Origin of the sequence: Bradyrhizobium sp. AZCC 2289 (assembly GCF_036924615.1) — a bacterium.
Classification (GTDB): domain Bacteria; phylum Pseudomonadota; class Alphaproteobacteria; order Rhizobiales; family Xanthobacteraceae; genus Bradyrhizobium.
On record NZ_JAZHRY010000001.1, the window covers coordinates 7341633 to 7356253 of the forward strand.

14 protein-coding genes are annotated in these 14621 nt (G+C 63.4%); 5 read left to right on the top strand and 9 right to left on the bottom strand.

Features of this window, described 5'->3' with window-relative positions; genetic code table 11:
• Positions 1–297: 297 nt before the first annotated feature.
• Together V1289_RS34895 and V1289_RS34900 are read right to left on the bottom strand one after the other, a co-directional pair.
• Complete coding sequence (locus V1289_RS34895) at positions 298–1185, bottom strand: MBL fold metallo-hydrolase (protein ID WP_334402937.1); 888 nt, start codon at positions 1183–1185, stop codon at positions 298–300.
• 45 nt (positions 1186–1230) lie between these two features.
• Complete coding sequence (locus V1289_RS34900) at positions 1231–2022, bottom strand: alpha/beta fold hydrolase (RefSeq protein ID WP_334402939.1); 792 nt, start codon at positions 2020–2022, stop codon at positions 1231–1233.
• A gap of 244 nt (positions 2023–2266) precedes the next feature.
• Here V1289_RS34900 and V1289_RS34905 point away from each other — a divergent pair, with 244 nt between their 5' ends.
• Positions 2267–3328, top strand: a complete 1062-nt coding sequence (locus V1289_RS34905; RefSeq protein ID WP_334402941.1) for a ketopantoate reductase family protein — start codon at positions 2267–2269, stop codon at positions 3326–3328.
• A 127-nt stretch (positions 3329–3455) separates the two neighbouring features.
• On the opposite strand, the gene V1289_RS34910 is transcribed toward V1289_RS34905, so the two are convergent.
• On the bottom strand, positions 3456–3899 hold the full coding sequence (locus V1289_RS34910) for a hypothetical protein (protein WP_334402943.1): 444 nt from the start codon (positions 3897–3899) through the stop codon (positions 3456–3458).
• Positions 3900–4334: 435 nt separating this feature from the next.
• Here V1289_RS34910 and V1289_RS34915 point away from each other — a divergent pair, with 435 nt between their 5' ends.
• Complete coding sequence (locus V1289_RS34915) at positions 4335–4973, top strand: hypothetical protein (RefSeq protein ID WP_334402945.1); 639 nt, start codon at positions 4335–4337, stop codon at positions 4971–4973.
• Positions 4974–5217: 244 nt separating this feature from the next.
• On the opposite strand, the gene V1289_RS34920 is transcribed toward V1289_RS34915, so the two are convergent.
• Together V1289_RS34920 and V1289_RS34925 are read right to left on the bottom strand one after the other, a co-directional pair.
• Positions 5218–6810, bottom strand: a complete 1593-nt coding sequence (locus V1289_RS34920; RefSeq protein WP_334402947.1) for an alkaline phosphatase family protein — start codon at positions 6808–6810, stop codon at positions 5218–5220.
• A 209-nt stretch (positions 6811–7019) separates the two neighbouring features.
• On the bottom strand, positions 7020–7970 hold the full coding sequence (locus V1289_RS34925; RefSeq protein ID WP_334402950.1) for a hypothetical protein: 951 nt from the start codon (positions 7968–7970) through the stop codon (positions 7020–7022).
• A 708-nt stretch (positions 7971–8678) separates the two neighbouring features.
• On the opposite strand from V1289_RS34925, the gene V1289_RS34930 reads away from it, so the two are divergent.
• On the top strand, positions 8679–9557 hold the full coding sequence (locus tag V1289_RS34930) for an alpha/beta fold hydrolase (RefSeq protein ID WP_334402953.1): 879 nt from the start codon (positions 8679–8681) through the stop codon (positions 9555–9557).
• Positions 9558–9569: 12 nt separating this feature from the next.
• Here the strand turns inward: V1289_RS34930 and V1289_RS34935 are convergent, their stop codons facing one another.
• Together V1289_RS34935 and msrA are read right to left on the bottom strand one after the other, a co-directional pair.
• Entirely contained in the window at positions 9570–10820 is a 1251-nt protein-coding gene (locus V1289_RS34935) for a multidrug effflux MFS transporter (protein ID WP_334402956.1), read from the bottom strand.
• 135 nt (positions 10821–10955) lie between these two features.
• Positions 10956–11468, bottom strand: coding sequence for a peptide-methionine (S)-S-oxide reductase MsrA (gene msrA / locus V1289_RS34940; RefSeq protein ID WP_309183155.1), 513 nt, complete (start codon positions 11466–11468; stop codon positions 10956–10958).
• Between the two features lie 198 nt (positions 11469–11666).
• On the opposite strand from msrA, the gene V1289_RS34945 reads away from it, so the two are divergent.
• Entirely contained in the window at positions 11667–12278 is a 612-nt protein-coding gene (locus tag V1289_RS34945) for a pyridoxamine 5'-phosphate oxidase family protein (RefSeq protein WP_334402960.1), read from the top strand.
• A 16-nt stretch (positions 12279–12294) separates the two neighbouring features.
• Here V1289_RS34945 and V1289_RS34950 read toward each other — a convergent pair whose 3' ends face one another.
• Together V1289_RS34950 and V1289_RS34955 are read right to left on the bottom strand one after the other, a co-directional pair.
• Positions 12295–12519, bottom strand: a complete 225-nt coding sequence (locus V1289_RS34950; RefSeq protein ID WP_334402963.1) for a hypothetical protein — start codon at positions 12517–12519, stop codon at positions 12295–12297.
• 145 nt (positions 12520–12664) lie between these two features.
• Positions 12665–13267 carry a TetR/AcrR family transcriptional regulator gene (locus tag V1289_RS34955; RefSeq protein WP_334402966.1) on the bottom strand — a complete coding sequence of 201 codons (603 nt, stop codon included), beginning with the start codon at positions 13265–13267 and terminating at the stop codon, positions 12665–12667.
• A gap of 103 nt (positions 13268–13370) precedes the next feature.
• Here V1289_RS34955 and V1289_RS34960 point away from each other — a divergent pair, with 103 nt between their 5' ends.
• Complete coding sequence (locus tag V1289_RS34960) at positions 13371–14615, top strand: efflux RND transporter periplasmic adaptor subunit (protein ID WP_334402968.1); 1245 nt, start codon at positions 13371–13373, stop codon at positions 14613–14615.
• Positions 14616–14621: the final 6 nt, after the last annotated feature.

Here is a 14621-nt window from a genome sequence, read left to right on the forward strand (position 1 = left end):
ACCTCGAGTCAGGTATTCCGACTATCTCAAATGAATCGTCGGGTCCGTCATCCGGTAATCCAAATAACTCCGACAATGCTTCCGGATCCGGTGAATAATGGATTGTCCGACCAATTTGTTAATGTGGATTTTGCTTTTTTGGAGCGATCGGCCGCAAACACCTGCTATGGCCCGCCAATCGCTATCGAAAATCGGCAAGAATGGTTGAGCCAACGATCACCATGGCTCGCGAAAGCCACGTTCCTCACTCCGCCCGCGGCTTTCAGGCGGGCGTTTCGATTGACGGCGCCCCAGGCGCTAGATCGCATCCAGCGCGTGGACCCAGGCCTCGGGAAAAAGCGCATAGGCGTCGCCGCGCCGCGCCAGCCGCGAAAATGCCGGGAAATGCAGGTGCATCCCGGCGATCAGGATACCGTCGGAAGCGACGCGGTCGAACATGCGCTTGCGCGAAGCCGCGGCTGCGGCAAGATCGGTATCGAAGGCCATGCCGGCTTCGGGAAACGCTGTTTGCACTTCGGGCACGTGCACCGTGTCGCCCCAGATCATCAGCTGATCGTTGCCCGATGCGATGAGATAGGCGGTATGGCCCGGCGTGTGTCCGAGACTCGGCACGGCGGTGACGCCAGGAAAAACCTCGCCCTGCCTGAACAACCGCGTGCGATTTTTGTAGGGCGCGACCTGCTCGCGGCCGGCGAGGAAATAGAGTTCTCTCGATCGCTCGTCGACCTTCGTCATCGCGCCGTCGTCGTACCAGTGCGCCAGCTCATTCTCGTGCATGACCAGTTCCGCATTCGGAAACAGCAATTGGCCGTTCGACATGTCGGTCAGGCCGGCGGAGTGATCCGGGTGCATGTGGGTCAGTAACACGGTATCGATCGACTTCGGGTCGATACCGGCCGCCGCAAGGTTGCGTTGAACGAAGCCGGCGGTCGGCTGGAGATAATTGCCCGATCCGGTGTCGACGATCGCCACGCGGCCCCTGGAATGAATCAGGAAAGTATTGACGCTGGTTCGTCGCGCCGGCCGGAATGCCTCCCGCAGGATCTGTCCGGCCTTTTCGAGGTCGACATTGCGCATCACCTCGAGAGTGCCGTCCAGGTAACCGTCGCTGATAGCGGTGACGACGATATCTCCGATCCTGCGATGATAGACGCCGGAGATCTGCTGTGCGGGTTGATGGGTCATTTGCAAAGACCTTCGTGGGATTTGAGGGGAGATCGCGAGGTTCGGTCAGGCACCGGCCGTGGTCAGGAAACCGTCGATGCAATCGGCGATCAGGTCAGGCGTCTGCACCGCCATATAGTGGCCGGTGCGGACTTCGGTGAAGCGCGCCCCGGGGATGGCCTTGGCCACGGCTTCGGCAAGCGCCGGCGGGCGCACGCGATCGAGACTGCCGCCGATCACGAGCACGGGACAACGCAACCCGGCGAGTTCGCCTTGCATGTCCGCGTTCGCCAGCATTCGCCACACCGTCGCATAGCTCGCGGGATCGTTGCCGAGCCAGCGCGCCCGGTATCGCTCAAACCGCCTGATGTCGCCGCGAAGCTCCGGGGCATAGCCATTTTGCATCGCGTCCTCGACCGCGAATGCCATGCCGGTGGCTTCGATCCTTGCGACGCGTTCGAGGGCAGCAGTGCGGCGATCGGGCGCGATGCCGGTCGCCGGGCTGCCGACCACGACGGCGCTGGTGCGCGCAGGGTATCGGCTGGCAAAATGCAGCGCGATAGCGCCGCCGACGGCAATGCCCGCCAGCGCAACCTTGCCGGCAATCCCGATATGATCGTGCAATGCTGCGATATCGTCGGCCATCGTATCGAGGCTGAGTTCGCCGCGCGCCTTCTGCGACAACCCGGCGCCGCGGGTGTCATAGCGCAAGACGCGGCGAGATTCGGCCAATCGCGGTGCGACATCGTCCCAGCTTTCGAGCGAGCCGCCCATCTCGTGAACCAGCACCACGGTGCGGTCAGCCTTGCCGCTTAGCTCGTAGCGTAGCCCGACGCCGTTCAATTCAATGAAATCCATTCTGCATTCCCGGTTTCTCTCCCTCCGGTCATTGTTCAGGAAACCCGCAGCCCCGTAAAGGTTTCAGGCTCACCCGGCCCAGGCGTACGGCGGAGGTCGACCGGCGTTGGGCGGATGGTGCAAGCCGGGATCGACCGGCTTTGCAAAGCGGACGTTTGGCGAACGGCGCAGATCCGCTAGAGTGGCCTGCAACGATTGGCGGACCGGGTGCGTCCGGGCCGAAGAAAATGCCAGGGGGAAAACCATGGGCCGTAAGATAGCTATCGTCGGGGCGGGGGCGGTCGGCGGGTATGCCGGCGCCCATATGGTGCAGGCGGGCGAGGACGTGACGTTCATCGATCCCTGGCCCGAGCACGTCGAGCACATGAGGAAGCATGGCCTGCGCGTCACCCATGCCAAGGACGTCGCGGAATTCTCGGTCCCCGTATGCGCGCTGCACGTCACCGACGCCCAGCAACTCGCCAAGGAGACGCCGGTCGACATCGCCTTCGTCTGCATGAAGTCCTACGACACGGCCTGGGCGACCACGCTGATCCAGCAGTATCTGGCGCCGGACGGCTATGTCGTGTCGCTCCAGAACTGCATGAATGAAGAGACCATCGCCGGCATCGTCGGCTGGGGCAAGACGCTGGGGTGCATCGCCAGCAGCATCACGGTCAACCTGCCCGAGCCCGGCCACGTCCACCGCGGCGCCGGCAAGCACGGCGCAGCGCACACCGTATTTCGCGCCGGCGAGGTGCACGGCCGCATCACGCCACGGGCGGAGGAAATCTGCCGCCTGGTCGGCTACACCGACAGCGCCAAGGTGACCGCCAATCTGTGGGGCGAGCGCTGGTCGAAACTGGTCGCCAACGTCATCGGCAACGGACTCTCCGCCTGCACGGGTCTGACCGGCGGAGAGATGTTGCAAAACGAGCCGATCCGCCGCTTCTCCACCCGGCTCGGGAGCGAAGCGATCCGCGTCGGCCAGGCGCTCGGCTATCAGCTGGAGGAGATTTTGCACCTGCCGCCCGAGACGATCGCCCGTGCCGGCGAGGGCGACGAGGCGGCGATGCGCGCCTGCGACGAACAGCGCTTCAAGGACGGCAAGCACACCGCTTCCGCGCAGCGTCCCTCGATGGGCCAGGACATGCAGAAAGGGCGGCGCACGGAGATCGAGTTCCTCAACGGTTTTGTGGTGCGCGAGGGCGAGAAACTCGGCCTGTCCTGCGCCGCCAATGCCGCGCTGACCGACATCGTCAAGCGCGTGGAACGTAACGAGCTGAGCCCGGATCCGCGGCACATCACGGAACTGCGGTTGAACTGAACCGCCAAAGCGGACATTTCGCAGGCACGGTAGTGCGGGAGACGATGCTCGGGCGAGCAGGAGCGGCCGTCACTCGGACGGCTTCCCTGATTTCAGTGCACGCCCTGTCCGGTCTGAAGAGACCGGATCAATAGCACCGGATGACATTGATGGTTTGGTCGGCGCCGCCACGCCCGGCAACCGTTACGGTCTCCGTGGGGCAGCTCGACACATAGGGGTGGTCAGAAGGTGCAACGGCCGGTGGAAATCGATGGGCCCAATCCCAGGGAACACCATATATAGAGGTGTAACCCACGTCGGGTGATGCCGTTGGCGTAACATCACCGATGGGTTCGCCATTCGATGGCTCGTAGAAGGATCCCTCTGCAGGCCAGAAGAAGTCTTCCACATTGTTTCTGCGGTGATGATGCAGGAACGCGCGGTGACGCAGGAACGCGGCCGAACGGGAAATCGAACGCGTCGAACTAAATCCAACGTGTCCCCCTCCCGATCTGGCAAAGGTTTCGTTGGTGGCAAGCAAAAGCGCTACCACGCTGACGGACGCGATAAGCGCCCCATACATCCTTGTCATGGCATGCACCAATTCGTTGGTTACCGAGCAGTACTCGACTGACGCTAGGCCCGGCGTTTCGTGGCCACAAATGCATAATTAATAATTAGTTAAGATGTAACGTTAACGTGTCGGGCGCGGCATTTGCCCCACCGGCGAGGATGCTCATCCACGCCTTTCGACAAACCGAATGCTTTGGACAACGGGTTTGTTCCATGATTTGGCAGCGTATCTCGGCCGGTTTCGCACGGATGTCATAGTGCGGGCCAATAACCTGCAGTAGGTATCTGCTGCGTGCCGGGCGCGCCCGGCGTGCTCCACGATCTCCAGACTGGGATACCATTTTTGTTCGCCAATCCGCTCGTGAGCCGGGCCTCACCCACATTCTCCAATTCGCGAAACGCGCAAACTGCGGACTCTGCTGGCGTCGTCCCGGCAAGGGCTCGAGGCCGAGCGATGCTGAGCTTGGCGATCGGCATCGCGGCTCTGGCATTATCGTCGCACCGTGTCCTGGCGCTGAACGTCAACGCCAGCGATGAACTGTCCTACGATGCACGCCCGGTCGAATCTCCGGCGGAATCTACCATCGCCGACGAGCCTGCCGTACGCGGCCAGGCCGTCGAAACCCCGCGCGCGCCAATGCAGGGACGATCGCTCAGTGGCAATCCATTATGGACCATCCCGCTTACCGTACTATCAGCCACGCGCGAACGGCCAATCTTCTCATCGTCGCGGCGGCCGCGGCCCCCTGCGGTCGCTGCGGCTCCGGCGGTGAAACCGGCGGCCGTCGCGCCGAAACCGAAAGACCCCGAACGTCCAAAACTCACTTTGGTCGGCACCATCGCAAGCGGCCGCGAGAGGTTCGGGATTTTTTTGGACCAATCGACCAAGGCAGCGCTGCGGCTGAAGATGGGCGACGACTACCAGGGCTGGAAGCTGCGATCGGTTCAAGGCCGCGAGGCGACCCTGGAAAAGGATCAAGAGGCCGTCGTCCTCGCCTTGCCGCAGCCCGGCGACGTGCCTGCGCCGCCTTCGAACGCCGGCATATTGCTGTCGGCCACGACACCATCACGGCGGGAAAGATCCAGTCACTGATGAGCTTGCCAACGGGTCCGCGCGAAGCGCGGCCCGATGATAAACTCCGCAAGCGTCTCGAAGGATGGACGCAACACGTGGACTCGCAGCCATCCTTCGAGACGCGGCGAAGACGCCGCTCCTCAGGATGTGGTCCGAGATAGCTTCACAGCCTCTCAGGATGACGTGCGCGCCAAGAACCTGAGGGGCTCCGTTGTGACGGAGCCCCTCAGTGTCAGCTGTTTGTCAGCGTCGACGCTCAGCGCTAATGACCCACCTGTTCGTCGCCGCCCCGATTGTCCCAGATGCCGGGCAGCACCGCGGTGTGCTCGACGCGCACGGAATTGAGCGTCTCGGGTTCGATGTGGAGCGCCTGCAGGATCGTCGGCGCGACCTGCGAGGTCGCGACCGGGGTTTTCAAGGTGACGCCGGGCAGCCGCGGATTGGAAACGATCAGCCCCACATTGGTGTCGCCGAAGCTGAACCCGCCGTGCTCGGCATTCTTCTTGGTCGACGTCGTATAGACGGTTCCATAGACCGGCTGCACGAGGATATCGGGCGTACGGCTGTCGTGCGCCGGATCGTTGAACTTCAGCTTCATCTCATCGCCGCCGATCACCTCGTCAATGAACAAGGCCTTGGCATTGACGTTCAAATAGTCGATCGCCGCCTGGGTCTTGCTTTGATCCTGCAGCCAGATCAGCGCAATGTCGTCATCCTGCACGAAACCGCACGGACCCGTGGAGCAGGCGTTGGCGCTGGCGATAGCCTGTGCGCCCGGATTGGTTGCGGCGTCCGGCAACGCGGCAACGAGGTCGGCGAAATGGCCCGGCTTGTTGATTTTGGCCGGGTTGATCGGCGACTGACCATGCTTGGCGCCGACGATGAACAGCGTGGACTGGTACAGCCCGCGACTCTTCAGCGCCTGGATCATGCTGCCAAGGGCTTCGTCGGTCTTCTGCAGGCCGTAGGCGAGCACCGCCGTCGGCGTCCCGGCGCCATCGACGTAGCCGCCGGGCTGGCCGACATGGCTGGCCTGCGGGCACCCGCCGGCGTCTTTGCTGAGCTTTTGTCCGACGCTCACCGCCTGAAAGTTCATTCCGAACACGACAGGTGCGCCGCCGGCGGGCGTGCCGTCATGGTTGAAGCCATTGATCTGTTTGATGATGGCGGCGACCTTCAGCTGGTCGTTCGCAACGGTACAATCGACGCTGACGGTGGCGTCGAAGCCGTTCACGTTGGTGATCTCAGGCGTGTAGAGATCATCCACGCCCTTGCCCGACGGACCGTTGACCAGGTCGTAGGCCGGGTGCTTGTCCGCCCATGCCGTGCGGCCGCCCTTGCTCTTGACGACTTCAAAGATCGTATTGGTCCTGATCGCGTCATGCGGATAGACCGCAACGCACTGGCCGAGTTGGTTCCGTCCACGCGGCAGCTTGCTCGGATCGATGACGTTCAGGGAGACATTGTTGCTGTTGTATTTGTCGATGCTTTCGTCGAACACCATCATATTGCCCGCGCCGCCCTGGCAGGTGGTGTTGCCGGGGTCGAACAGCGTGCGGTCATAACTGACGTCGTAGAACAGGCCGTGGCTGATGGGCGACCCACCGGTCACCAGCGCCAGCAGCCCGGGGAAGGAGTCGGAATTCGCGGGCGTGCGGGCGTTGCTGTAGGTGATGCCATGGCTGGCCAATTCGGCCATGGCGGAGTTCGGATGGCTTTCGATATAGCGCGCGACGTCGAGGGCGTGCAGTCCGTCCACGCTGATCAGCAGGACGTGGTCGATATCGGCCGCCTGTGCGGTTGCGCCAAAGGCTAGCCCGGCCAGCAGGCCAAGGGTCGTCCCCCTAAAAGTCATGATCATCCTCTCCGGAATATTCGTTGCAGGACGGCGAGTGTCGCAGCCCTACATTTCACGGTGATGACCGAGCTTTTGGAGCGTCGAATTTTGAAGAACTTTTTGCTGGCGCAAAGCGCCATTTCGCTGCGCGTGCGGCGGACCAACCCGACGGTTCCGCGCATGGCGCGGCCCGATCGCAGGCCCTGGCGCGATCCGCGCCTGTGCGCCTAAAAGCCGTGTCCCGCCAATACCGGCTGCGGCTTGCCAACGACCGCCGGCGCGTCCGACGGCCGGCTTGCGACCGTCGCGTCGGTACGATAGCGCGGCAGTTGATCGCCGAGCGAGCAGCAAACGCACAGCGCGAGGCTGGCCCAGACCGCGGCGCTGAAATAAAGCGACATCCAGGCAATCTCGTCCTTCCACTCGGCAAGGTCGTGCGTCACGACCCAGCGCGTGCTCACGTCACGGAGACCTTCGAGCGGTCCGAGACGCTTGCTGCCATCGGCAATGCCGGCCCGCCACCGGCTCAGATACATCGGGACGTCGATCGTGATGAGAAACGCCAGATAACAGGCAATCCCGACCAGCGTGATCGCGAGGATCACGCGAACCGGACCATCGAACTCCGGCAGCAGCCGGCAAAGACCGATCCCGACGATGAAGAAGGCGACGGCCCATAGCGAGTTTTCGATGGCGTTGTGCAAATAGTGGGTGGTCAGCACCGCATGCCATGAGAAGCATTCCGCGATCAGGATCAGCGGCACGATCACCCATGCGGCGTTCAAGGTGGTGTCCGCTCCCGTCATGGTGCCGAGCTGGTGCAGGATAATCGCCCACTGCGCCGCGAAGGCGATCTCGGCCACGGTGGCCACCGACCGGCCGACGACGACGCTCGACAGCCAATGGTCGAACAGGCAGATCCGCTGCACATCCGCGCGCGGCAGGAACGACCGGAAGGCGCAGCCGAAAACATAGGCCGCAGAGAGCAGCAGCATGAGCCCGATGCTGGATGTGCTGCCGGGATTGCCGGCCGGCTGGAGCTGGCGGTACAGCAGGAACCAGGCCGCGATATTGACGCCGCTGACCAGGGTCAACAGGCCCCACCACCAGGCCACGGGGTTCGACCAGGCCAGCGAACTCGATACGGAACCTGACTGCGCCCGCCATTCCAAACTCATGGACCGCTCCGCGTGTAACCGAACTGACATTTGATTGTAGCAGTTCTGTCACAAATCGCGGCCAGTCACGACACAAATTTGCGTGCGGCGGTTGCTGGCGGGGTGATGGGCAACCTCACGCCACTATCGTGGTTCGCCCGAAAATGCCTGCCGCAGCGCCGACAGCCGCTCGAGCGCAGCTTGCGGCAGCGGGCCTTTCTGGACCGCGCCTCATGCGGGATAGTAGGCCGTTTTTGGGCTTGCGGGCTACGGGCTTCCGGGACCAGATGGGGACGATCGTTGATTTCGCTCAAGGCGTGCTCCCTCCGGCCGGGCATGCTGCCCGCTCGCAGGCCATGCCGTGATGGCGCGGTCATTCTGCCCGGGCTTTGTTGCCCGGCACTTGAACGCTCAGAGTTGGGGATGACGCATGACAGACCCGAAAGCTGGCGCTGCCAGCAACCAACCGATCGGCGGCGCGAAGCCCGCCAGCCGGTGCAAGCCCTCCGGAGTTCCCGACCAACAGGCATTCATATCCGACGAATGTCGCCGTCAGGACGCCCTTGAAGATGACGAGGTCAAGGAGGTCTTGCGCGCGCAACATGCGCGCGAGCGTTGACGCTGCGAGGCTCGGTTAGCGCGCAGGCCAGGGGTGCACGCGTTTCCGAATGCCACCGCCTCACGATCGCCGCGCTGGACCGGTACGCGCCCAGCCGTTAAGTAGGCGCCATGGACGCCACATCGGACGCGCCGGAATCGCGCTATTATCAATCGCAGGGGCTTCGGCTTCATTTCACCGATTGGGGTAATCCTTCAGCGCCGCCGCTGATCCTGATTCACGGCGGGCTCGATCACGCCCGCAGCTGGGATCATCCGGCGCGGGCGTTGCGGGCGAATTTTCATGTCGTGGCGCCCGATCTTCGCGGCCACGGCCAGTCCGCTTGGGCGACCGGCAGCAGCTACAGCCTGGCCGATCACGTCTACGACCTGACCTGCCTGGTGAAATCCTCAGGTTTTGAGCAGGTCGCGCTGGTCGGCCATTCGATGGGCGGCATGGTCAGCCTGACCTATGCCGGCGCATTTCCTCAGAAAGTATCCCGGCTGGTCGTGCTCGACGGCGTGACCAATTTTCCGGCCAGACGGGTCAAGCCTGCCGACGTCAGGATCGCCGACTGGGCCGGCGATCTCGACAAGTTCGCGCAACGGAAAATCCACCGCTATGCGTCGGTCGCCGACGGGGCCGAGCGGATTCTGCATCGTAACCCGCGGCTGGCCCGCGCGCAGGCGATGCATCTTGCGACCCACGGCCTGAAGCAAAATGCCGACGGCACCTATAGCTGGAAGTTCGATCCCTATTTGCGCGCCCGCGCGCCGTACCGGCTGTCGCTCGAAGACCATGTCGAACTGTGGTCGCGCATCGCGTGTCCGACGCTGCTGGTCAGCGCCAGCGAGAGTTTTCTGCCCGATCCCGAGAAGGCCGGCGTGTTGAAGCATTTCAAGCAGGCCGAATTGGCCAAGATCGCGGGCGCGGGCCACTGGCTGCAGCACGACAAGCCGGATGAGGTGCTCGGGCTTTTAAAGGGATTTCTTGATCCACCGCGATCGTGAGCGCAGACGCCGCTACATCTTAAAATGATGCGGCCGGAACAGCCGGCCCTTTTCCACCACCAGCACCACGCCGAGTGCGGCCAGCGTGCAGAGGAAGAAACCGGTCGCGAACGGCAGCAGCGTGCCGTCGTAATCCTGGCCGATGGTGACGCCGATGCCGATGCCGAGCAGGGTGGTGATCGATCCGTACAGCGACGAGGCGGTGCCGGCGATATGGCCCTGCGGCTCCATCGCCAGCGCGGTGAAATTCGCGATCATCAGCCCGAACGAAAACATCATCAGCGCTGACAGCGCCATGAACAGCGGCAACGGCAGCATGTGCATTTTTTCAGCTACCAGCATGGTTCCGGCCACGGCGGCGAATGCCACCAGCGCGCCATGCGAGATCACGCGCATGCCGAGCCGGCCGACGAATCTCGAGTTGAGAAAGCCGGCGATGGCGGTGCCGATCGCGATCGCCGCGAAGGCGATCGGGAAATAATGCCCGAGGTGATAGATTTCGGTGAACACCTGCTGCGAGGTGAACACGTAGGCGAACAGCGAGCCCATGACGCCGCCGGCCGCGAGCGCATAGCCGAGCGTCTGGCGGTTGGTCACGGTCTGGCGGAAGGCGCCGAGCACCTCGCGAACCGCGAGCGATCGGCGCTGCGAGAGCGGCAGCGTCTCCGGCATGCGCAGCGCGCTCCAGATCAGCGCGGCCGCGCCATAGACCATCAGCACGATGAAGATGCCGCGCCACTGCGTCAGCAGCAGCACCGCCTGGCCGAACGAAGGCGCGACCACGGGCACGGCGATGAAGACCATCATCGCCAGCGACATTACGCTGGCCATGCGCCGGCCGGCGTAGCAGTCGCGCACGATCGAGGTGGCGATCACGCGGGTGGCGGACGTTCCAAGGCCCTGCAGTGCGCGGGCCAGCAGCAATGTCTCGAACGAAGGGGCGGCGATCGCGAGCACGCTGGCGATGCAGTAGAGGGTCATGCCGCCCAGCAACACCGGACGGCGGCCAAAACGGTCGGACAACGGCCCGATCACGAACTGCCCGACGCCGAACCCGATCAGGAAGGTGGACAGCACCATCTGGGGGCGGTTGGCAATCGTAATGTGGAACGCGGAAGCGATGTCCGGCAACGCCGGCAGCATCATGTCCATCGCCAGCGGGTTCAGCGCCATGATGGATGCGATGATGACAACGAATTCGGGAAAGCCCATCGGGCGGTGGCCTGAGGATGATACCCAGGCGTCGGCATTGATTTCAGACACTTGGCGACCTCATTCCAGGCCGGGAATGTATCGCTCTTGCTGCGATGCACAATGACCGTAAGGGGATGGCAGACCCTCGGCGGCGGAGGAGGTGACGGGGTACGGCTGCTGAGATAGCCGTACCCAGGCCAAGCTCTATCCGGCCTTGCGCTGCGGCAAGCGCCAGCCGGGGCGGACGAAATGGCAGGTGTAGCCGTCCGGATAGCGTTCGAGATAATCCTGATGTTCAGGCTCGGCTTCCCAGAATTCGCGCGCCGGCGCGACTTCGGTTGAAGCCTTGCCGGGCCAAATGCCGGAGGCGTCGACATCTGCGATGGTGTCGCGGGCGACGCGCTCCTGCTCGGGACTGGTGTAGAAGATCGCCGAGCGGTAGCTCATGCCGATGTCATTGCCCTGGCGGTTGCGCGTCGAGGGATCGTGGATTTGGAAAAAGAACTCGAGAAGCTGCCGATAGCTCAGTAGCCGCGGATCGAAGATGATCTCGATGGCTTCGGCATGGGTGCCGTGGTTTTCGTAGGTGGCGTTGGCGACATCGCCGCCGGAGTATCCGACGCGGGTGGAAAGCACGCCGGTCATTTTCCGGATCAGGTCCTGCATGCCCCAAAAGCAACCTCCGGCAAGGACGGCCCGCTCGGTCTTCTCGGTCATTTCAGTTCTCCCTGTTCGGTCGGCCGGTTCTATTTGGGGTTTTCGGCGGGCAGGTTCAACCGCCGATCGCCTGGGAAACATGGCGCCCGCCATCATCGAGATTTCCTGCGCGGGCGCAACCCGGCTGAGTGGGGCTGGTCCGGCAATTGCCGTTGGCTGCGCTACGCGATATCAGACCCGGGAAATCGGGAGGCGACCATGTCTGTCATCGCGACCATCGAGCAGCTCGAGGCGATCTACGGCCATCCGAACGACGCATCGACGGTGAAGGTCGCGGACCGGGTCACGCCGGCCTATCGCGTCCTGATCGACAAATCGCCGTTCGCGGCGCTGGCCACCTGCGGGCCGGAGGGGCTGGATTGCTCGCCGCGCGGCGATCTGCCCGGCTTCGTCCGCATTCACGATGAAAAGACCCTGATGATGCCGGATCGCCGCGGCAACAACCGCGTCGATTCGCTGCGCAACATCGTGCGCGATCCCCGCGTTGCGTTGATGTTCCTGATACCCGGCTCCGGTACCACGCTGCGTATCAACGGCCGGGCTCACGTCTCGGCAGATCCCGATTTGCTGGCTTCGTTCAAGATGGAGGGCAAGGCGCCGCGCGCGGTCGTCGTCATGACGGTGGACGAGATCTATTTCCAGTGCGCGCGCGCCATCGTGCGCTCCGATCTCTGGAATCCCGACAAGCGGGTCGATCCCAAGAGCCTGCCGACGCCGGGCCAGATTCTCGCCGAGATGAGCGAGAACAAGGTCGGCGGCGAGCAATACGACCGCGAATGGCCGGAGCGGGCGCGGCAGACGATGTGGTGACGGGCTATCAGCGACATCATGCCGCGATGTCGTGCAATAATTGCGACGAGCCCCGGATCAGGATCCTGCGCCCGAGCGGCGTAATGACGAACGAATCGCCGCGCATGGCGACGAAGCCGAGCGCGGACAGGCTCTCAATCGCAGACTTTCTTATCCTTGAAGGGTTTGCTGCAGGTGCACGCAACGCTCTCAACACTTCCCACTGATAGGGCGTGAGTTCGTAATCGAATTCGTCGTTCATGGTGTGTCGGACTCCCGGAGTTCCCGTGGTGCGTGATACCGGCCGCACATGAATTTCTTGCGACCAGAACGAGTCAGGATTCCGGCTTGCGGCGATATGTCCTCACATCATCGTGTCATTGCAAACAAATCAAATCGCGGACGCTTCATCGCGCCGCCGATTGCTCGTCGAACGCTTTCAGCGAAACGACGGCGACCTGGCGCAGGGCCTCACGATCGGCGCCTGAAGATGCCATCACGCCCATGCCGACGGTGACAGCCGAAAGATAACGCGCGAGCGCGGATGGGTCTGCGGTGGCTGTCAGGTCGCCGTCGGCCTTGGCTTTCGCGAACCGCTGGCGGAGTTGATCTTCCGTCTGGGCCCGGTGCGCGGCCAGTTCGAACGGGACGTTTTCCGATCCCGTGCCGCAGGCCAGCCCGCCCTGGACCAGCAGGCAACCCGGCGGATTGGCCGGATCGGTCTGGGTATCGGCAATCCCCATCAGCATTTTTTCGGCGACGGCGCGGGCCGTCGGTGCGCTCAGAACATCTTCCATGAAGGCCGCGCGCCTGCCGCTGTAGCGGTCGAGCGCCGCCTTCAACAGCCCTTCCTTGCTGCCGAAAGCCGCGTACAGGCTCGGCGGATTTATTCCCATCGCATCAGTGAGTTGCGCGATTGTCGCGCCCTCATAACCGTGCCGCCAAAACACTTCCATCGCCTCGTCCAACGCCGCGTCGGCATCGAAGGCGCGGGGACGTCCCATGGCCATTGCATCCTCCTCGGCATTTTCTTAGTATCCGATACATAAGTGCCTTGACGACCGGCGTCCAGCTCCACATCTGTAGCGAACACTACATTTCTGGAGCGCGAGAATGCCCCGATCCCCCGTTACCCCCCGTTTCAGCCGGTTCCGACGCCTTGTCGGAGGCCTGGCCGCTGTTGGCGCTGTCGTTGCCGCCGGCTCGGTCGCGACTGGTCACTATTTCCACGCGGCCCAGGCCACGGCCGGTTCCGCCACTCCGGAACAGGCCGTTGTCGTCACGGTCGCCGTCGTCGAGCCGCGTCAGACTAGTCTGTGGGACGATTTTTCCGGACGGCTCGAAGCGGTCAATCGCGTCGAACTGCGTCCGCGCGTCGCCGGCGCAATTCTTTCGACCAACTTTACCGAGGGCGCGCTGGTGAAGGCCGGCGACGTGCTGTTCAAGATCGATCCGGCGCCCTACGCCGCCGAAGTCGACAAGGCCCAAGCCCAGCTTGAAGCGGCGAAAGCGCGCGTCGTGTTCACGGCCGGCGAACTCGAGCGCGGTGCGCAGCTGGTCGGCAACAATGTCGTCACTCGGCGTGACTACGACCAGCGCGACAACGCCAATCGCGAAGCCATCGCCAATGTGAAGGCCGCTGAAGCCACGTTGCAAACCGCAAGGTTGAACCTCGACTACACCGAGGTCCGCGCCCCCGTCGACGGTCGCGTCGGCAAATTCGAAGTAACGGTCGGTAATCTGGTCGCGGCCGGAACATCGTCGCCGGTGCTGACGTCGCTGGTGTCGGTCAATCCGATCTATGCGAGCTTCGATGCGGACGAAGACGTTGTGCTGCGCGCATTGAGCTCGATCGCGGATACCTCCGGCAAGCGCGGCAATCTCGACCAGATCCCGGTCGAGATGTCCACTTCCAGCGGGACCATCGTCAAGGGCCACATCCAGCTGATCGATAACCTGGTCAACGGCCAAAGCGGCACGATCCGCGTGCGCGCCACGTTCAAGAACGAAGACGGCCGCCTGATCCCGGGCCAGTTCGCGCGCGTGCGCATGGGGCAGCCGCGCGCGCAGACGCTCGTCATGGTCGATGAGCGGGCGATCGGCACCGACCAGGACAAGAAATTCGTCATGGTCGTCGGGTCGGACAATCGCGCGCTCTATCGTTCGATCACGCTCGGCGGCTCCGTCGAAGGCCTGCGCATCGTGACCTCGGGGCTGCAGTCCGGCGACCGTGTCGTCGTCAACGGGCTGCAGCGCGTCCGTCCGGGCGCGCTGTTGAAATCGGAAGTGGCCGAGATGGGCGAGCACGGCGCGCAGCGCGCTTCGGCCGACGACAACCAGCGCGTCGCGCAGCGCTAACGATTT